Genomic DNA, 18,634 nt, shown 5'->3' with positions numbered 1-18,634 from the left:
GCGACGCTGGCGGGATGGTCGATGTCGAGGCGTTCCTGTCGGACGGCTACCTCAAGATCGAGCAGCCGCAACTGCGTGGGGCCGCAGATGAGGCCAGGGCATTGGTGTGGAGGCAGCTGGGGCTGACGCCGCACTGCGCGGGTGACTGGACCGAGCCGGTGCGGTGGGCTGCCGATCACACGGGTCAGGGACCGTTCGGAAAGCTCTGCGAAAGCGACCGATTGGCACAAGCGCTGGATGCCCTGTGCGGGGTGGGGCAGTGGCTGCCCCGGGGGTCCCTGGGCAACATCCCCGTCCGGTTTCCTCTGCCGCCCACAGCCGATGACCGGGGTTGGCATATCGACCTCAACACCCCCGAGCCGGACGGTTCGTGGTCGGTGAGCGCCCGGCCGCACACGGTGTTGCTGCTGACCCTGCTGTCCGACGTCGGACCCGATGACGCACCGACGCGGATCCGCGCGGGTTCCCACCGCGATGTGGCCACAGTCCTGGGGACCACCGGCATCGGCGCGGTCCGGGCCGGATCAGTCGTGGATACGGCGAGCGCCCACCGCCCGGTGGTGCGGGCGACGGGTCGGGCCGGCGACATGTACGTGGTGCATCCGTTCACCGTGCACGCGGCCGACCAGCATCGCGGCCGCACGGTCCGGTTCATGGCGCAGGCGCCGGTACTGCTGCGGACCCCGCTGGGCCCGTCCACGCCGTCGGCGCTGGGGCGGGTGTTCGACCCGCCGGTCACCCCAGGGTGAGTGCGCCCTCGTGGTGGTCGCAGTATTCGGCGACCGAGAATCCGGCGACCATGCTGGCGTCGTCGACCGTGATGCCGTGGGCGGCCGACAGCTGATCCACCACCGCCGGGAGTGTCTGGCCTGCATCGAAGCTCGCGCAGACGCCGCGGCCGACGGCGGCGGGATCACCGACCGACACACCGATCATGTCCAGCGCATCGGCGAACATCTGATCGTCGGCGGTGGCCGGCGCGGCCAAGCTGAACGCGGCGGCGAACAGCGCGGTGGTCACGGAGAAGCTCTTGATCAAGGCCACGCCATCGATTGTGCCAGTCCGGCCGCCATCGAGTGCAGCTGGTTACCATCGCACGGTGGCGGAACTGGTGCAGCGGTACCTCGACCGGATCTGCGTCGAGCACGCGGACTGTACCGACGGTGAACTCGCGTCCTACATCCCGGAACTGGCGTCGGTGGACCCCGACGGTTTCGGGATGTCGCTGTCGTCGGCGGACGGTCATGTCTACGAATCCGGTGATGCCGCAATCGAGTTCACCATCCAGTCCATCTCGAAGCCGCTGACCTACGCGCTGGCACTGGACCGGCTCGGGGAGGCGGCCGTCGACGTCAAGATCGGGGTGGAGCCATCCGGGGAGGCGTTCAACGAGATCAGTGTTGACCCGGCCACCAAGACGCCGAAGAACCCGATGATCAATGCCGGCGCCATTGCCGCGGTGTCGCTGATTCCCGGCGCCGACGCCGACGAACGCTTTGCCTGCATCCGGGAGTTCTACTCGGCCTGTGCCGGTCGCTCGCTGCACCTCGATGAACAGATCTACGCTTCGGAAAAGGCCACCGGTGCCCGCAACCGGGCCATCGCCTACATGCTGGAGAGCTTCGGTGTGCTCGACAGTGATCCAGACGAAGTGCTCGACGTCTACTTCCGTCAGTGCTCGCTGAAGGTCACCACCACCGATCTGGCCCGTATCGGGGCCACCCTGGCGCGCGGCGGGGTGAACCCGATGACGGGCCGCCGCGTCACCGACCACCTTGTGGTGCAGCGCACGCTGAGCGTCATGGTGACCTGCGGTATGTACGACGCCGCCGGCGACTGGGTCACCGGTGTCGGCCTGCCCGCCAAGAGCGGGGTGGGTGGCGGCATCATGGCGGTTCTGCCCGGACAGCTCGGCATCGGGGTGTACTCACCGCGCCTGGACGTCAAGGGCAACAGTGTGCGTGGAGTTCGGGTGTGCCGCAGCCTGTCTCGGCAGCTGGGCCTGCACTTCCTGACCGTCACCCGGGAGTCGCGCTCGGCGATCCGTGCGATCTACCAACCCGCGGAGCACGTCCGGGTGTACGAGGTCCACGGTGATCTGCTGTTCGCCGGGGCCGAGCAGGTGATCCGGACGGTCAGCCGCGAATGCGGGCACCTCGACGTGGCGGTGCTCGACGTCTCACGCCTGGACACCATCAACGACCCTGCCCGTGAGTTGCTGGCGAGTTTGAGTTCGGCGCTCAAGGCGCAGGGCAAGACCGGGGTGCTCGTCGACCCGGACGGTGCAGTGATCCGCGTTCCCCGTCGCTTCGACGCGGCGGTGTTCACCACACTCGAGGAAGCTGTCCACAGCGCCCGTCGATGGGTGACGCATCGCTCACGCCTGGACCGGTAACGCCAACCTCGTCGGCTCGTCGTGCCCGCGCAGCGTCACGGTATCTCCGAAAGTCCAATGCGCGCGTTCTGATTCGGAGGCCCCGCGAATGGTATCCGAGGAGGCGAGCAGCAGGCCGGGCACCGACTTGGCGAGTTCACACAGCCGCGCTGCCTCGTTGACGGGTTCGCCGATGACGGTGTACTCGAAGCGCTGGCGGGCGCCGACATTGCCCGCCACCACCTGACCGGCGGCCACCCCGATGCCGGCCCGGCATTCGGGGATCTCCGTGGACAGCCGCCGGGCGATGGCACGCGCGGCGGCCAGTGCCGCATCTTCGGGACACTCGAGTCGGTTGGGGGCACCGAACACCACCAGGCACGCGTCACCCTCGAACTTGTTGACCAGCCCGTTCTGCCGGTCCACCTCGTCGACGATCACGGCGAAGAAACGGTTGAGCAGCTGGACCACCTCGCTGGCGGGGCGGCCCGTGACCAGCTGGGTAGAGCCGATGATGTCGATGAAAATGACTGCGACATGGCGCTCTTCACCACCGAGCTTGGGGCGCTCGCGCTCGGCGGCGGCGGCGACCTCACGGCCGACGTGCCTGCCGAACAGATCGCGCACCCGCTCGCGGTCACGCAGGCCGGCGACCATCGTGTTGAACCCGCGTTGCAACTGTCCCAGCTCGGTGCCGTCGAACACCACCAGGTTGGTGTCGAGGTTGCCCTGCTCCACCCGGTTGAGCGCGGCCCGCACCACGCGCACGGGGGTGGCCGTCAACCAGGACAGGATCCACATCAGCGTGAAGCCGAACACCAGGGCGAAGACGGCCAGGATGATCACCGCGACGGTGAACTGGGTCGGTGTCACGTCGCGCAGCGTCAGGGTGATCACGGCGGCGAGCAGGATGCCCAGGACCGGAACCCCGGAGCCGAGCACCCACACCAGCATGGTGCGGCCCATGATGCCGGCGGCGAAGCGTTTGGGTGGGGGCCCGGCTTCCAGCGCCTGCGCGGCGACGGGGCGCAACGCGAATTCGGTCAACAGGTAGCAGCTGGCAGACACGACGATGCCGCTGAAGCTGATCCCCAGCAGGAACTTCGGGATGAAGCGGGCATTCTCCAGACCGAAGAGCAGGGTCAGCAGGACGGTGCCGCCGCCCCACAGCGCCAGCAGAACGCGGGTCAGGCGCCACGGCGCAAAGAAGGTGTTGCGCTGGTCGTCGCGAGTGGGCGGCTTCTCCTCGATGGCCCAGCGCACGTTGCGGATCACCCGCCGGGTGGCCCAGAAGATCCCGACCACCAGCGCGGCCACGATGTAGCTGGGCGCGACGATGAGGCTGATCCAGCGGACATCGGGGCCGAACACGTCCGGCTGTGGGAATGCCACCAGGACCACCAGGGCGGCCACGCCGATGCCGATCAGGTTGGCGATGATGACGAACACCGTCAGGATCACCTGAATGCGCACGCGGCGGCGGCCCTGGGTTTCGGCGACGCGGCCCAGCAGCCAGGAGCCGTATTCGGGCTCGTCGGGCAGTCGGCCGCTCTGCCGGGTCAGCTTCTCGAGGAGCAGGCCGAGCCGCTGCGCCAGCGTGGGAGTGGCTTTCATGGTGGCGCAAGCCTAGTGGCGTCACCCCGACCTTTAAGGTGGTTCGGGTGCGTCTCGTCATCGCCCAGTGCACCGTCAACTACGTCGGCCGTCTGACCGCGCATCTGCCTTCGGCTCGCCGGCTGCTGCTGGTCAAGGCGGACGGTTCGGTCAGCGTGCATGCCGACGACCGCGCCTACAAGCCGCTGAACTGGATGAGCCCGCCGTGCTGGCTCACCGAGGACACAGGCGACGGCACGCTGGTGTGGGTGGTGGAGAACAAGGCGGGGGAGCAGCTGCGCATCACCCTCGAGGAGATCGAGCACGATTCCAGCCACGAACTGGGCATCGACCCAGGGCTGGTCAAAGACGGGGTGGAAGCGCACCTGCAGGAACTGTTGGCTGAGCACGTGGAACTGCTGGGTGCCGGCTACACCCTGGTGCGCCGCGAGTACATGACCGCGATCGGGCCGGTGGATCTGTTGTGCCGCGACAGCGATGGTCAGTCGGTGGCGGTGGAGATCAAGCGGCGCGGAGAGATCGACGGTGTGGAGCAGCTGACCCGTTACCTGGAGCTGCTCAACCGGGACTCGCTGATTGCACCGGTGGCCGGGGTTTTCGCCGCCCAACAGATCAAACCGCAGGCCCGCACCCTGGCCGAGGATCGTGGAATCCGTTGTCTGACCCTCGATTACGACCAGATGCGTGGCATGGACAGCGACGAGTTCCGGTTGTTCTGATGGGCCGCAAAGCGCGTTCCGGGCGCCGCACCCCGCCGGTGCGGCCGCTGCCCGAATCGCGGCGCATCGAGGTGGGGCCGGACGGCTACGACTACCAGGTGATCTCGCTGCCGGGCGCCCGGGCGGTCAAGACCTACCGGTGCCCCGGGTGCGATCACGAAATACGAAGCGGCACAGCGCATGTGGTGGTGTGGCCGGCCGATCTCGGTGAAGGCGCGGTCGATGACCGCAGGCACTGGCACACGCCGTGCTGGGCGAACCGCGCGACGAGGAGTCCGACGCGGCGCTGGTCCTAGTGCGCCTCGGCAGCCGGCTCGACCAGCTCGATGAGCACGCCGCCGCCGTCCTTGGGATGGATGAAGTTGATGCGGGAGTTGGACGTGCCGCGGCGCGGGGCGTCGTAGATCAGGCGCATGCCCTGCTCGCGCAGGCGGTCGGACAGCGTGTCCAGATCACTGGTGCGGTACGCCAGCTGCTGCAGCCCGGGGCCCTTCTTGTCGAGAAACTTGGCAATGGTGGAGCTGTCGTCGATGGGGGCCATCAACTGCACCTGGGGGCCCCCTTTGGGGGCGCCGCGCACCGCCAGCATGGCCTCGATGATGCCCTGCTCCTCGTTCACTTCCTCGTGCAGCACGATCATGTCGAGATGGTCGTGGTACCACTTCTTGGCTTCGGCCAGATCGGGCACCGCAATGCCAACATGGTCGATCGCGGTGACCAGCGAGGTGGACAGGGCCGGCCGGGTATCTACCTGCTCAGTGGTCATAACGTAAAGGTAACCTTTCTGGTGGGATCGCACACCTGTCTGTGGCCCGATCAGGCGTTCACATCATGCGGGAGGACTTCAATGACGACGTCGGTGATAGTTGCTGGGGCGCGCACTCCGATCGGCAAGCTGTCCGGTTCGCTGAAAGACTTCTCGGGCTCGGATCTGGGCGCGGTGGCGATCAGGGGCGCGTTGGAGAAAGCCGGCATCGACGCGTCGGCGGTGGACTACGTGATCATGGGCCAGGTGCTCACCGCCGGTGCCGGACAGATGCCCGCCCGTCAGGCCGCCGTCGGCGCCGGGATCGGCTGGGATGTGCCCTCGCTGACGATCAACAAGATGTGCCTGTCGGGAATCGACGCCATCGCCCTGGCTGACCAGCTGATCCGGGCGGGCGAGTTCGACGTGGTGGTGGCCGGTGGCCAGGAGTCCATGACCAAGGCCCCGCATCTGTTGATGGACAGCCGTGCCGGTTTCAAGTACGGCGACGTGACGATGCTGGACCACCTGGCCTATGACGGGCTGCACGACGTCTTCACCGATCAGCCCATGGGCGCGCTCACCGAGCAGCGTAATGACGTTGATCGATTCACCCGCGCTGAGCAGGACGAATTTGCTGCCCTCTCACACCAGCGCGCCGCGGCAGCGTGGAAGGACGGCATCTTCGCCGACGAGGTGGTTCCGGTGTCGGTCCCGCAGCGCAAGGGTGATCCCATCGAATTCGCCGAGGACGAGGGCATCCGGGCCAACACCACGGCGGAGTCGCTGGCCGGCCTGCGTCCGGCCTTCCGCAAGGACGGCACCATCACCGCCGGTTCGGCGTCGCAGATCTCCGACGGCGCATGTGCCGTCGTGGTGATGAGCAAGGCGAAGGCGCAGGAGCTGGGCCTGGACTGGCTGTGTGAGATCGGCGCCCACGGCGTGGTGGCGGGCCCGGACTCCACCCTGCAGAGTCAGCCCGCCAACGCCATCAAGAAAGCGATTGCGCGCGAGGGCATCTCGGTGGACCAGCTCGATGTCATCGAGATCAACGAGGCGTTCGCCGCGGTGTCGTTGGCCTCGGCGAAGGAGCTCGGGGTGGATCTGGAGAAGGTGAACACCAACGGTGGCGCCATCGCCGTCGGGCACCCGATCGGGATGTCCGGGGCCCGCATCACGTTGCATGCAGCACTCGAGCTCAAGCGCCGCGGTGGGCAGTACGCGGTCGCCGCGCTGTGTGGTGCGGGCGGTCAAGGGGACGCACTGATCCTGCGGGCAGGCTGACGTACGCCCGCAGCTCGTACGACGTCGCGTAGTAGCTGAGGCGCCCGTCGGGCACAATGGGGCCATGGCGAGCGCATATGACCTTCGGACCACGGCGGGACGCTTCCGGCTGGTCGCATTCCTGGAAGCGGCCAGCTGGATCGGACTGCTGGTCGGGATGTTCTTCAAGTACGTGGGATCACCGCAAACGGAGATCGGTGTCAAGATCTTCGGCCCCATCCACGGCGGCATCTTCATCGCGTTCCTGGTCGCGGCGCTGTTCGCCGGCCTGGCCTACAAGTGGAGCGCCGTCACATGGTTGCTGGCGTTGCTGGGCAGCATCGTCCCGCTCGGTAGTGTGATCTTCCTCATATGGGCTGAGAAGACCGGTCGTCTGGGCGCCGTCGACGGGGCTGCCGCAGGCATCGGACCGGCGCGGTCCGCCCCCGACGCGACGTGACAGACTTGAGGGCGTGACCAGACCTGGATCAACTGGGCGGCCCCCGGCCGGGGCCGCATTCGCCGCGTCGATGGCCGGGGCGGTGGACCTTTCGGGACTCAAGCAACGCCCCGCGCCGCCGGCGTCCGGTGCCTCCGACGCGCCCGCCGGACCCGCGTCAGGGACGGAGGTGACCGAGGCCAACTTCGAAACCGCCGTCCTGGCGCGGTCCAACGAAATCCCCGTCGTCGTCGTGCTCTGGACGCCCCGCAGCGACTCCTCGGCGCAACTGGTGGAGCTCTTCTCCGCGCTTGCTGCCCAGGACGGCGGTACCTGGGCATTGGCAACGGTCAACGTCGACACCACGCCTCGGGTGGCTCAGGCCTTCGGGGTGCAGGCGGTTCCTACGGTGGTGGCACTGGCTGCGGGCCAGCCGCTGGCCAGTTTCCAGGGGATGCAGGCACCCGAACAGCTGCGAGGCTGGATCGACCAACTGCTCAGCGCCACTGCGGGCAAGCTCAGCGGAGCTGCCGCCGACGGAGAGCCCGATCAGGTGGACCCCGCGTTGGCCGCGGCCCGCGAGCACCTCGACAACGGCGACTTCCCGGCAGCCAAAGCCGCGTACCAGGCCATTCTCGGGGGCGATCCCAACCACGTCGAGGCCAAGGGCGCCGTGCGACAGATCGACTTTCTCACCCGCGCCACGGCGCACCCGCAGAACGCGGTGGCCCTGGCCGACGCCGCTCCCGGTGACATCGACGCCGCCTTCGCCGCCGCCGACGTGCTGGTGTTGTCGCAGGATGTCACTGCTGCTTTCGCCCGGCTCACGGCATTGGTCCGCAGCACTTCCGGTGATGATCGCACTCGCGTACGAACCCGCCTGATCGAACTCTTCGACTTGTTCGATCCGGCGGATCCGGACGTCATCGCGGGGCGCCGCAACCTGGCCAACGCCCTGTACTGATCAGCTTTCTTCGGGTTCCAGCCACAACGCCGAGTTCGGCGGCAGCACCAGCACGGCGGACGCAGGACGCCCGTGCCAGGGATCCTCGGTGGCGTCCACGCCGCCCATGTTTCCGGCACCGGCGCCGTGGTAGATGGTGGCGTCGGTGTTGAGTACTTCGCGCCACCGGCCTGCGTGCGGCAGACCCACCTGGTACCGGCTGTGCTCGGAACCGGAGAAGTTGAATATGCAGGCCATCACCGAACCGTCGCTGCCGAACCGCAGGAAGCTGAGCACGTTGTTGCCGGAGTCGTTGGCGTCGATCCAGGAGTAGCCCTCGGGCTTGGTGTCCTGGGTCCACAGTGCCGGGCGGCTGGTGTAGATGCTGTTCAGGTCGCGGGTCAGGGTCTGGATGCCGGTGGAGAAGCTCTGCTCGTCGAGTTGGTACCAATCGACACCGCGCTCTTCGGACCATTCCGCGCGCTGGCCGAACTCCTGGCCCATGAACAGCAGCTGCTTGCCCGGGTGTGACCACTGGTAGGCCAGCAGGCTGCGCAGGCCGGCCGCCTTCACATGGTCGCCGCCGGGCATCCGGCCCCAGAGCGTGCCCTTGCCGTGCACCACCTCGTCGTGGCTGATGGGCAGCACGTAGTTCTCGCTGAACGCATACAGCATCGAGAACGTCATCTCGTGGTGGTGGAAGCTGCGGTAGATCGGGTCTCGGGAGATGAACGCCAACGTGTCGTTCATCCAGCCCATGTTCCACTTCATCGAGAAGCCGAGGCCGCCCAGATTGGTCGGTCGGGTGACGCCGGGCCACGACGTCGACTCCTCGGCGATGGTGACGATGCCCGGCGTGAGCTTGTGCACGGTGGCGTTCATCTCCTGCAGGAACTGCACTGCTTCCAGGTTCTCGCGGCCGCCGTACTTGTTCGGCGACCAGCCGCCCTCGGGCCGGGAGTAGTCCAGATACAGCATCGATGCCACAGCGTCCACACGGAGGCCGTCGATGTGGTACTCCTGCAGCCAGTACAGCGCGTTGGCCACCAGGAAGTTGCGTACCTCGGCGCGGCCGAAGTCGAATACGTAGGTGCCCCAATCCAATTGCTCACCACGGCGCGGATCGCCGTGTTCGTAGAGCGGGGTGCCGTCGAAGCGGCCCAACGCCCACGCGTCTTTCGGGAAGTGGGCGGGCACCCAGTCGACGATGACGCCGATTCCGGCCTGGTGCAGTATGTCCACCAGATAGCGGAAGTCGTCGGGCGCGCCGAACCGGGACGACGGCGCGTAGTACGACGTCACCTGGTAACCCCAGGAACCGCCGAACGGGTGCTCGGCCACCGGCAACATCTCGACGTGCGTAAAGCCCTGCTGAACGACGTATTCGGTGAGCTCGTCGGCCAGCTTGCGGTAGCTGGACCCTGGCCGCCATGAGCCGAGGTGCACCTCGTAGGTGCTCATCGGCTCGAACACGGGGTTCACCTCGGTCCGCTTGGTCATCCAGTCCGCATCCGACCAGGTGTAGTCGCTGGTGTACACCTTGGAGGCGGTCTGGGGCGGCACCTCGGTGGCGAAGGCCATGGGGTCCGCGCGGTCGACGACACTACCGTCGGCCCCGTGGACCCGGAATTTGTAAAGGCCGTCGTCGGGGAACCCCGGCCAGAACAGCTCCCACACGCCGGTGGAACCGAGCACCCGCATGGGTGCCTGCTGACCGTCCCAGTGGTTGAAGTCGCCCACCACACTGATGCCCTTGGCGTTGGGAGCCCACACCGCGAAGGACACGCCGTCCACGGTGCCGTCGGCGGTGGTGAACGATCTCCGGTGCGCACCGAGCACTTCCCACAGTCGCTCATGGCGGCCCTCGGAGAACAGGTGCAGGTCTACCTCGCCCAGGGTGGGCAGGAAGCGGTAGGCGTCGGCGACAGTGTAGGTGTGGGTGCCGTAGGTGAGTTCCAGCCGGTAGTCGATCAACCCCGTGAACGGCAATGCCACTGCGAAGAGACCGGAATCGATGTGCTGCAACGGGTGCCGCTTGTCACCGACGACGGCCACCACCTCGTCGGCGTGCGGGCGCAGTGCACGGATGACCGTGTGGTCGGAGTATTCGTGGGCGCCCAGGATCGAGTGCGGGTCGTGGTGCGTGCCCGAGAGCAGGCGGTGCAGGTCGGACGGATCCGGGGCGAGGTGCTTGCTGGTGATCTCGGTTCGAGTCACTGATGGGCTCCTTTCACTCGCGCCGCAACAGGGCGACGCGTTTGTCGGGCGAGATGATCGGCATGTTCACCACGTGCGCGACTGCCTTGGCCGGGTCGATGCGAACGTAGTTGCCCTGCCCCCATTGATATTCCTCCCCGGTGACCTCGTCACGGACCCAGAATCTGTCGTAGTTCTCCATACCCAGGGCTTCCATGTCCAACCACAGGGTGCCTTCCTCCGGGCCGAACACATTCAGGGTGGTGACCACCAGCACGCTGTCGCCGGTGACCGGATCGAACTTGCTGTAGGCCAGCAACGCGTCGTTGTTGATCTCGTGGAACTTGATGGTGCGCATCTGGCGCAATGCCGGATGCACTCGCCGAATCTCGTTGAGGCGCGCCAAAAATGGCTCGAGAGAACGGCCTTCGGCCAGCGCTGCGTCGAAGTCGCGCGGACGCAGTTCGTACTTCTCCGAGTCGAGGTATTCCTCGCTGCCCTCGCGCACCGCGACATGTTCGAACAGCTCGTACCCCGAGTACACCCCCCACACCGGACTCAGCGTCGAGGCCAGCACCGCCCGCACGGCGAACATGCCCGGGCCCCCGTGCTGCAGGCTCTCGTGCAGGATGTCTGGGGTGTTGACGAACAGGTTCAGGCGCGCCTCGTCGGCACGTTCGGCGATCTGCTCGCCGAACTCGGTGATCTCCCACTTCGCGGTGCGCCAGGTGAAGTAGCTGTAGGACTGGGTGAAGCCGAGCCGCGCCAGACCATAGAGCCGGGCAGGTCGCGTGAACGCCTCGGCCAGGAACAGCACGTCCGGGTCCACGCTCTTCACCCGCCCGATCAGCCACGCCCAGAAGTCCGGCGGTTTGGTGTGCGGGTTGTCCACCCGGAATGTCTTGACCCCGTGGTTGACCCAGTGCAGCACCACACGTAGCACCTCGTTGTAGATGCCCGCCGGGTCGTTGTCGAAATTGATCGGGTAGATGTCCTGGTACTTCTTCGGCGGGTTTTCGGCATAGGCGATGGTGCCGTCCGGAAGTTCGGTGAACCACTGCCGGTGGTCCTTGGCCCACGGATGGTCAGGGGCACACTGCAGCGCCAGATCCAGCGCCACCTCCATGCCCAGTTCGTTGGTGGCCGCGACGAACTCGTCGAAGTCCTCCAGCGTCCCGAGGTCGGGATGGACGGCATCGTGGCCGCCTTCGTCGCTGCCGATGGCCCACGGCGAGCCGACGTCGCCGGGCGCGGCGGTGACGGCGTTGTTGCGGCCCTTGCGGTGCACCTTGCCGATCGGGTGGATGGGCGGCAGATACACCACGTCGTAACCCATCTTCGCGATCCGGGGCAGCGCCTTGATCGCGGTGGTGAACGTGCCGTGCACCGGGTTGCCGTCGGCGTCCCAGCCGCCGGTCGAGCGGGGGAAGAACTCGTACCAGGACGCGAACCGCGCCTCGCTGCGGTCCACCCATACTCCGTACTGGTCACCGCGGGTCACCAGCTCGCGCAGCGGGAAGGCGTCCACCAGCCCCGCGATCTCCTGGGACAGCGCGGGCGCGGCCTGGACCAGCGGGTCACCGGGCTCGCGCAGCGTGGCCGCAGCCTGGATCAGGGGATAACGATCCTGCCGGGGCATGCCCGCGGCCGCACGTTCCAACAGCTTGGCACCCACCAGCATGTCGTTGCGCAGTTCTGCTTCGGTCTGGCCTGCTTCCAGCTTGGCGGTCAGGCCCTTGCGCCACGTTGCGATGGGATCGCCCCACCCGTCCACCCGGAACGTCCACAGGCCCACCGCGTCGGGGACGAACTGACCGTGGAACACGTCAGGGGTACGCCCCAGAGCCATCGGTAGCCGCTGCGGCTTGACCCGGGGCGAGGGTGAGACGATCTGGTCGATCGGAACGGGCTCGACCGGCTGGGCCGCGGCCTCCGGTCCCGCCACCAGCTGTGGATAGGCAGTCCCGTGGTACCGCACCACCAGGGTGGCGTTCACGGCGTCGTGACCCTCGCGCCACACCGCGGCGCACACCGGCACGACCTCTCCGACCACGGCTTTCGCCGGGAACTTCCCGCCGGATACAACAGGTTGGACGTCGTCGATCTCGATGCGACCGGGCACCCGGGCTCTCCTCATGGCGTGTAAGGCGCGGAGCTGGCCCGCGCGGTGAATTGCCGTCCCTGACTGGTCGTGACTCGTACTTCGTTTAACCACTTCGCGTCCACCTCAACCGTAGTGTCCGCAGCCCGCCCAAGGGAACGGCGGGTGACCGGCGGTGTCGGGGGCGCTCAGTAGGGTGACATCCCGTGGAGGCGACGGCGAGGTGAGCAGGGCATTGACCGTGGCCATGGACGGTGGGCCGTACGCCGTCGCGGCCGCCCCCGACGGGGCCATGTGGGTGACGCTGGTGCACGCCGGTGACGTCGCGCGCATCGACCGTTCCGGCAGCGTGACCCGTTTCACGGTCGGGGCCGGCAGCTCGCCGTCGATCATCACGGCCGGACCCGATGGCGCGATGTGGTTCACCTGCGCCGGTACCCACCAGATCGGCCGGATCAGCGACGCCGGAGTGCTCCGCTTTGTCGACCTCACCGACGGCAGCGCACCGTTCGGACTCACCCGCGGACCGGATGAGGCACTCTGGTTCACCACCACCGAGTTGGGCACCGTGGGCCGGTTGAGCATCGACGGCACCGTCACCGACGAATACCGCCTGGGCGGGATGCCGTCGATGATCGTCACCGGTCCCGATCACGCCCTGTGGTGCACGCTGCATCAGCGCGGCGCGGTCGCGCGGGTGGATCCCCGCAGCGGCGCGTCCACGATCCGGGAGCTGCCCACGCCCGGCGCCGGGCCCGTCGGCATCGCCGCCACCCACGATGACTCGCTGTGGTTCACCGAACTGCGCGCGGAGAAGCTGGGCCGGATCCCGTTGCACGAGGCCATCCAGGAGATCGACCTGCCCGGCAAGCCGCATGCCGTGGTCGCCGACTCGGCCGACGGCGTCTGGGTCAGTCTGTGGGGCGCCGATCAGCTGGCCCGGGTCAGCTCCGACGGCGAGATCACCACGTTCGACCTGCCGCCGGGCAGCGAGCCGCACGGGATGGCTGTTGATGGCGACGGTGCGGTGTGGGTGGCGCTGGAATCCGGATACGTGCTCAGGTTGCCCGTTTAGGGGAAGCGCTGCAGGCAGCGCTCCTGGTCGCCGAGCACCCCCACGCGGAACGCGTCGATGCGAGAGAACCCGGCGGGCACCGGCTCACCGTTGACGTCGCCCGCGGCCAGTCCGTTGGTCAACAGCCCGGCCACCGCCTCGTCCAGATCCCCGGCGGTGAGCGCGACGGTGTTGCCGTCGGGGGTCTGCACCTCCTCAGTGAGCGCGGTGGTGGCCACCCCGGTCAGGCAGGCCGTCCGCAGTCCCGCGGTGGCGCTGTCGAGCACCAGATCACCGTGGGCACGCTGCACCGCCATCATGTAGCGCGACATCAGCACCGAGTAGGCGGTGTTGTCCCCGGACAGCGCCGAGAAGTCGTCGTCGTCTCCGCTGGCGGTACCCAGCTGCTGTAGCGCGGGCAGGTCCACGGCGATGGTGTTGGTGGCCGGACAATAGGACACCGGCGGGCTCGGGCGGGCGTTGGCGCAGTCCGCGGCACCCAGGCTCAGTTCCGGCGGATTGTCCAGCGGGAAAAGAATTTTCATCGCTTCCAGCACCGCCCGGACCGACTCCTCGGACACCGGCCACTCCCCGGTCTGCCCACTCTGCAGAGCGACCGGCAGATCCCCGCGGCGCTGGGCGACTTCCTTGGCATCGATCGCGGCGCACGCGCCGGGACCGTCGGTGAAGCCGAACTGGAAGGCCGAGATGCGCTCGAAGGCCGACCCGTGCTCGTCACCGGCCCCCGAGCTGTACAGATCGTCCTCCGACGGCAGCGGGTCGCGGAACAGGATCACACTGGCCAGCACGGCGTTCAGGCCGTCGCCGGTGCTCAGCGTGAAGCGGGGTGAGTTGCCCTCGGCCACCCAGCGCAGGTACGACCCGGCGAAGCAGTCGGCCTGCTGCTCACCGACCAGTACCGGGGTGCCGCGTTTGTTGAGTTTGGCCTGACGCTGGATCGAATGTCCGTACTCGTGCGCCAGCACCATCGTGATGCCGGTGTCACCCCCGGCCTCGCGCAGGGCGGGCAGCATCAGGGTCCGGTCCCAGCCGATGCTGCGGTCACGGGAGCAGAACCCGGCGTTGGCGAACCCGTAGGTCTCCACGCCGCAGAACGTCCCCTCGTAGTCGTCGGGGTCCCAGGAGATCAACGCCGACACCGGGGTGAACTCACCGGGGAACGTCTGGCTGAAGGCACCTTGCCAGAACTGTTCGATATCGCTGACGGACTGGGCGGCGATCTCGTCGATCTCGCCGCCGTCGGTGCCCTCGACCTCACGGGTGGGCGGCTCGGCGTCCGGCCGCAGTCCGGTGGGGCCGTCGACGGCCTGCATGCCCGCAACTTTGAACGGATCGGCGAACACCGACACCGGTGTGCCGGCTAACATGGTGGAGCAGGCCGTCAGGGCCGCCGCGCCGGCCACTGCGACCGTGCTCGACAGGACGCGCCGCAGGACCATGGGTCACCTCTCGCCGGGTGGTTGCCAGGATAGCGATGTCACGGCGCGTCGAGGTGGGTGCGCAACCTGCTCAACGCGTCCCGGGCCCGGGACGCATCCGTGGTGGTCCAGTAGGGCGGCAGCGACGAGCGCAGGTACCCGCCGTAGCGGGCGGTCGCCATCCGGGAGTCCAGCACGGCCACCACCCCGCGGTCGTCGGTGCTGCGCAACAGCCGGCCTGCACCCTGGGCCAGCAACAGTGCGGCATGGTTGGCCGCCACCGCCATGAAGCCGTTGCCGCCACGGGCACCGATCGCGCGCTGGCGCGCAGTCAGCAGCGGGTCGTCGGGGCGGGGGAAGGGGATGCGATCGATCAGCACCAGCGACAGCGAGGGCCCGGGCACGTCCACGCCCTGCCACAGCGACAGCGTGCCGAACAGCGAGGTGGCGGGTTGCTTGGCGAACCTCTCCACCAGCGCCGCCGTCCCGTCTTCGCCCTGGCACAACACCGGGGTGTCGAGGCGCTCGCGCATGGCCTCCGCGGCAGCCCTTGCCGCGCGCATCGACGAGAACAGGCCCAGGGTGCGGCCGCCGAGCGCGCTGATCAGTGCCTCGATCTCGTCCAGCTGTTCTGCCGAGCCGGCGCCGTCGCGGCCCGGCGGCGGCAGGTGCTTGGCGATGTAGAGGATGCCGCACTTGGCGTGCTCGAACGGCGAACCCACATCCAGCCCACGCCATTGTGGCGCGTCCTCGCCGGACAGTCCCCAGGCCCCCGCCATGGCGGTGAAATTGCCGCCCAGGGTCAACGTGGCCGACGTGAGCACCGCCGTCGCCCGGGCGAACAGCCGGGTGCGCAGCAGCCCGGCCACCGACAGCGGGCCCACCCGCAGGATCGAGCGCACCGACCCGCGGCTCTCCTCACGGTCCAACCAGACGATGTCGTGGCGTTCGGTCAGCGGCAGCTGATAGGACACCAGGATCCGGGTGGCGGTGTCGGCGACCTCACTGAGCGCCGCGATGGCCTCGGTGCGGGCGGCGGCCGCCTGCGGGTCACGCGGGGCCGGATCGATCGACTCGCGGGCGGCCGAGGCAGCGTCGCGCAGCGAGGTCAGATACGTGCCGAGTTCGTCGTCGAGGTGATCCCAGCGGCCGGGTTCGGCGTCGTGCAGCGCCGAGGTGAACACCGCGACGGCGGCATCGAGCCGTGAGGTCAGCTCCGGGCCGACCAGGCGGGTGGCACGACGGGTGGCCACTCCGAGCATGGTCGCCGTCAGCTCGCCGGTGGCCACCCCCGTCACCCGGTCCACCAGTTCATGGGCCTCGTCGACCACCAGCAGCTCGTGTTCGGGCAGCACGTTGGCGTCGGCGATGGCGTCGATGGCCAACAGGGCGTGGTTGGTCACCACGATGTCCGACAGGCCCGCCTTGCCTCGCGCCTTCTCCGAGAAGCACTCGGTGCCGAACGGACAACGCGCCATGCCGATGCACTCGCGGGCAGACACGCTGACCTGCGACCAGGCCCGGTCTGGCACGCCGGGCTTCACCTCGTCGCGGTCGCCCGTGCGGGTCTGTGACGCCCACTCGGTCAGGCGGGCGACGTCGCGGCCCAGTGCTGAGGCGGCCATGGGCTCGAACAGCAATTCCTGTGGGGGAGTGTCGGTCTCGTCGGCCGCCCCGTTGTGGATCTTGTTGAGGCAGAGGTAATTCGACCGGCCCTTGAGCAGGGCGAAGCTGGGTTCGCGGGGCAGCACCTCGGCCAGCGCCGCCGACAGCCGCGGCAGGTCGCGGTCCACCAGCTGGCGTTGCAGGGCGATGGTCGCGGTGGAGACCACCACCGGTCCGCGTTCGTCGGCGGCCTTGGCCAGGGCGGGAACCAGGTACGCGAGGGACTTGCCGGTGCCGGTTCCGGCCTGCACGGCCAGGTGCTCGCCGGTGTCGAAGGCCCGGGAGACGGCCTCGGCCATCTCGATCTGGCCGCTGCGTTCGGTGCCTCCGAGGGCGGCAACGGCCTGGGCCAGCAGCTCGGTGACGCCGCTCAGGGCCCGATCACCCTGGTGGGGATGGCCGGCTCGCCGGCAGAGAGTTTCAGGCCCTCCCACGGAACGCTGGTCAGCCCCTCGGCGACCAGAGCGCGGGCATCGGACAACGTGCCGTCGTGCACCACGTCGCCGCCGCGCACCAGCGCGGTGGTGAGCAACCGGGCCGGCCGGTCGTCGGTGAGCGGGTGCTCGGCCGGGTAGATCACTTCGTCGACGATGGTGCCCGACGCCTTGGCGTAGCGCACCGCTTTCTTGCGTCCGCCGTGGGACTCCTTGTGGCTGCTGCGCTTCTGCACCGGGATGCCATCGACCTCGACCAGCTTGTAGACCATGCCCGCGGTGGGCGCACCGGAACCGGTGACCACCGAGGTGCCCACGCCGTAGCTGTCCACCGGCTCCGCGCGCAGCGCGGCGATGGAGAACTCGTCGAGATCGCCCGAGAGCACGATCTTGGTGTCGGTGGCGCCCAGGTCGTCCAGTTGGACGCGGGCTTGGCGGGCCAGCACCCCGAGGTCGCCGGAGTCGATGCGCACCGCACCCAGGCCGGGACCCGCGGCCGCCACGGCATTGGCGATGCCGGTGGTCACGTCATAGGTGTCCACCAGCAGGGTGGTCCCGACGCCGAGTGCGTCCACCTGGGCCCGGAACGCGGCCAACTCGTCGGGACCGTCGGCGGTGGTGTGCAGCATGGTGAACGCGTGCGCGCTGGTGCCCAGAGCGGGCACCCCGTGCACCCGCTGCGCCTCCAGATTGGACGAACCGTCGAACCCGGCGAGGTAGGCGGCGCGGGCCGCCGCCACCGCCGCGCGCTCGTGGGTGCGCCGCGATCCCATCTCGATGAGTGTGCGGCCCTGCGCCGCGGTGACCATCCGGGCCGCAGCCGAGGCGATGGCCGAGTCGTGGTTGAAGATCGACAGCGCCAGCGTCTCCAGCAACACACACTCGGCGAAGGTGCCGTGCACCGAGAGCACCGGCGAACCGGGGAAGTACAGCTCACCTTCGGCGTAGCCGTCCACGTCGCCGGTGAAGCGGAAGTCCCGCAGGAACAGCAGGGTGTCCGGGTCCAGGAAGTCGGAGAGCAGGTCCAGGGCCGCGGTGTCAAAAGTGAACTGGGCCAGCGCTTCCAGGAAGCGGCCGGTGCCGGCCACCACGCCGTAGCGCCGGCCTGCCGGCAGGCGCCGGGCGAACAGCTCGAACGACGTCCGCCGCCCGGCGGTGCCGTCGCGCAAAGCCGCCGACAGCATGGTCAGCTCGTACTTGTCGGTCAGCAGGGCCACCGTCACGGCCTTTACGCTAATGCTCGGCGGCCGGTTCCGGGTGCGGGCCTCCCCAGGCGTGTCCGGATGGGCGGTGAGCGGGGGTGGGACGGCTCGCTATCCTGTAAGCCATGGCTGCGCCAGCATCGACCAAACCGGGGTCTGTCGGGCAACGGCAGGAGGACAAGGTCGATGCCCCGCTGGACTCCACCCAGCGGCCCTGGGTGACCATCGTCTGGGACGACCCGGTGAACCTGATGAACTACGTGACCTACATCCTGCAGAAGTTGTTCGGCTACTCCGAACCCAAAGCGACCGAGTTGATGCTGCAGGTGCACAACGAGGGCAAGGCGGTGGTGTCGTCGGGCACCCGGGAGTCCATGGAGGCCGACGTGTCCAAGCTCCATGCAGCGGGGCTGTGGGCCACCATGCAGCAGGACCGCTGACGCCCG

General features: G+C 68.3%; 17 protein-coding genes. 9 read left to right on the top strand and 8 right to left on the bottom strand.

All coding sequences use genetic code 11. From position 1 onward, the window contains the following. Positions 1 to 14 precede the first annotated feature (14 nt). The gene (locus G6N58_RS00590; protein WP_115280159.1) at positions 15 to 749 is read left to right on the top strand and encodes a phytanoyl-CoA dioxygenase family protein; all 735 of its coding nucleotides are present in this window, start codon (positions 15 to 17) and stop codon (positions 747 to 749) included. Here G6N58_RS00590 and G6N58_RS00585 read toward each other — a convergent pair. Further along, complete coding sequence (locus tag G6N58_RS00585) at positions 736 to 1,044, bottom strand: DUF732 domain-containing protein (RefSeq protein ID WP_163907798.1); 309 nt, start codon at positions 1,042 to 1,044, stop codon at positions 736 to 738. The two genes, G6N58_RS00590 and G6N58_RS00585, sit on opposite strands and share 14 nt — an antisense overlap. Before the next feature lie 55 nt (positions 1,045 to 1,099). Between G6N58_RS00585 and glsA the strand changes: the two genes are divergently transcribed. Next, positions 1,100 to 2,395, top strand: a complete 1,296-nt coding sequence (gene glsA, locus G6N58_RS00580; protein WP_115280161.1) for a glutaminase A — start codon at positions 1,100 to 1,102, stop codon at positions 2,393 to 2,395. Here glsA and G6N58_RS00575 read toward each other — a convergent pair. After that, on the bottom strand, positions 2,378 to 3,988 hold the full coding sequence (locus tag G6N58_RS00575; RefSeq protein ID WP_115280162.1) for an adenylate/guanylate cyclase domain-containing protein: 1,611 nt from the start codon (positions 3,986 to 3,988) through the stop codon (positions 2,378 to 2,380). The genes glsA and G6N58_RS00575 overlap by 18 nt on opposite strands. A gap of 47 nt (positions 3,989 to 4,035) precedes the next feature. On the opposite strand from G6N58_RS00575, the gene nucS reads away from it, so the two are divergent. Together nucS and G6N58_RS00565 are read left to right on the top strand one after the other, a co-directional pair. After that, on the top strand, positions 4,036 to 4,707 hold the full coding sequence (nucS, locus tag G6N58_RS00570; RefSeq protein ID WP_115280163.1) for an endonuclease NucS: 672 nt from the start codon (positions 4,036 to 4,038) through the stop codon (positions 4,705 to 4,707). Then, the gene (locus G6N58_RS00565; RefSeq protein ID WP_115280164.1) at positions 4,707 to 5,003 is read left to right on the top strand and encodes an Rv1322 family protein; all 297 of its coding nucleotides are present in this window, start codon (positions 4,707 to 4,709) and stop codon (positions 5,001 to 5,003) included. Before nucS ends, G6N58_RS00565 begins: the two co-directional genes overlap by 1 nt. Here G6N58_RS00565 and mce read toward each other — a convergent pair. Then, positions 5,000 to 5,473: a methylmalonyl-CoA epimerase gene (mce, locus tag G6N58_RS00560; RefSeq protein WP_115280165.1), complete on the bottom strand. Its 474-nt coding sequence runs from the start codon at positions 5,471 to 5,473 to the stop codon at positions 5,000 to 5,002. The genes G6N58_RS00565 and mce overlap by 4 nt on opposite strands. 81 nt (positions 5,474 to 5,554) lie before the next feature. On the opposite strand from mce, the gene G6N58_RS00555 reads away from it, so the two are divergent. The 3 genes from G6N58_RS00555 to G6N58_RS00545 all read left to right on the top strand — a co-directional run bounded on the left by G6N58_RS00555 (position 5,555) and on the right by G6N58_RS00545 (position 8,118). After that, complete coding sequence (locus tag G6N58_RS00555; RefSeq protein ID WP_115280166.1) at positions 5,555 to 6,736, top strand: acetyl-CoA C-acetyltransferase; 1,182 nt, start codon at positions 5,555 to 5,557, stop codon at positions 6,734 to 6,736. A gap of 64 nt (positions 6,737 to 6,800) precedes the next feature. Then, complete coding sequence (locus G6N58_RS00550; RefSeq protein ID WP_115280167.1) at positions 6,801 to 7,175, top strand: DUF3817 domain-containing protein; 375 nt, start codon at positions 6,801 to 6,803, stop codon at positions 7,173 to 7,175. 13 nt (positions 7,176 to 7,188) lie between these two features. Further along, positions 7,189 to 8,118, top strand: coding sequence for a tetratricopeptide repeat protein (locus G6N58_RS00545; RefSeq protein WP_435406175.1), 930 nt, complete (start codon positions 7,189 to 7,191; stop codon positions 8,116 to 8,118). On the opposite strand, the gene glgB is transcribed toward G6N58_RS00545, so the two are convergent. Both glgB and G6N58_RS00535 read right to left on the bottom strand, forming a co-directional pair. Beyond that, positions 8,119 to 10,314 (bottom strand): 1,4-alpha-glucan branching protein GlgB, encoded by a 2,196-nt coding sequence (gene glgB / locus G6N58_RS00540; RefSeq protein WP_115280169.1) that lies wholly within the window; start codon positions 10,312 to 10,314, stop codon positions 8,119 to 8,121. A gap of 13 nt (positions 10,315 to 10,327) precedes the next feature. Further along, on the bottom strand, positions 10,328 to 12,415 hold the full coding sequence (locus tag G6N58_RS00535) for an alpha-1,4-glucan--maltose-1-phosphate maltosyltransferase (protein WP_115280170.1): 2,088 nt from the start codon (positions 12,413 to 12,415) through the stop codon (positions 10,328 to 10,330). 226 nt (positions 12,416 to 12,641) lie between these two features. Here G6N58_RS00535 and G6N58_RS00530 point away from each other — a divergent pair, with 226 nt between their 5' ends. Next, entirely contained in the window at positions 12,642 to 13,469 is an 828-nt protein-coding gene (locus G6N58_RS00530; protein ID WP_172545120.1) for a Vgb family protein, read from the top strand. On the opposite strand, the gene G6N58_RS00525 is transcribed toward G6N58_RS00530, so the two are convergent. Genes G6N58_RS00525 through G6N58_RS00515 form a run of 3 tightly spaced genes read right to left on the bottom strand, consistent with a single transcriptional unit; the run spans position 13,466 to position 18,209 of the window. After that, the gene (locus G6N58_RS00525) at positions 13,466 to 14,908 is read right to left on the bottom strand and encodes a neutral zinc metallopeptidase (protein ID WP_115280172.1); all 1,443 of its coding nucleotides are present in this window, start codon (positions 14,906 to 14,908) and stop codon (positions 13,466 to 13,468) included. The two genes, G6N58_RS00530 and G6N58_RS00525, sit on opposite strands and share 4 nt — an antisense overlap. A gap of 38 nt (positions 14,909 to 14,946) precedes the next feature. Beyond that, entirely contained in the window at positions 14,947 to 16,926 is a 1,980-nt protein-coding gene (locus G6N58_RS00520) for an ATP-dependent DNA helicase (RefSeq protein WP_232068063.1), read from the bottom strand. After that, on the bottom strand, positions 16,923 to 18,209 hold the full coding sequence (locus tag G6N58_RS00515; RefSeq protein ID WP_115280173.1) for a nicotinate phosphoribosyltransferase: 1,287 nt from the start codon (positions 18,207 to 18,209) through the stop codon (positions 16,923 to 16,925). The genes G6N58_RS00520 and G6N58_RS00515 overlap by 4 nt, the downstream gene beginning before the upstream one ends. Positions 18,210 to 18,313: 104 nt before the next feature. Here G6N58_RS00515 and clpS point away from each other — a divergent pair, with 104 nt between their 5' ends. Beyond that, entirely contained in the window at positions 18,314 to 18,628 is a 315-nt protein-coding gene (clpS, locus tag G6N58_RS00510; protein WP_115280174.1) for an ATP-dependent Clp protease adapter ClpS, read from the top strand. The last annotated feature ends 6 nt before the right edge of the window (positions 18,629 to 18,634 follow it).

Origin of the sequence: Mycolicibacterium tokaiense (genome assembly GCF_010725885.1) — a bacterium.
GTDB lineage: Bacteria > Actinomycetota > Actinomycetes > Mycobacteriales > Mycobacteriaceae > Mycobacterium > Mycobacterium tokaiense.
Note: the sequence above shows the minus strand (reverse complement) of the source record. Positions and strands in the feature narration are given on the sequence as shown.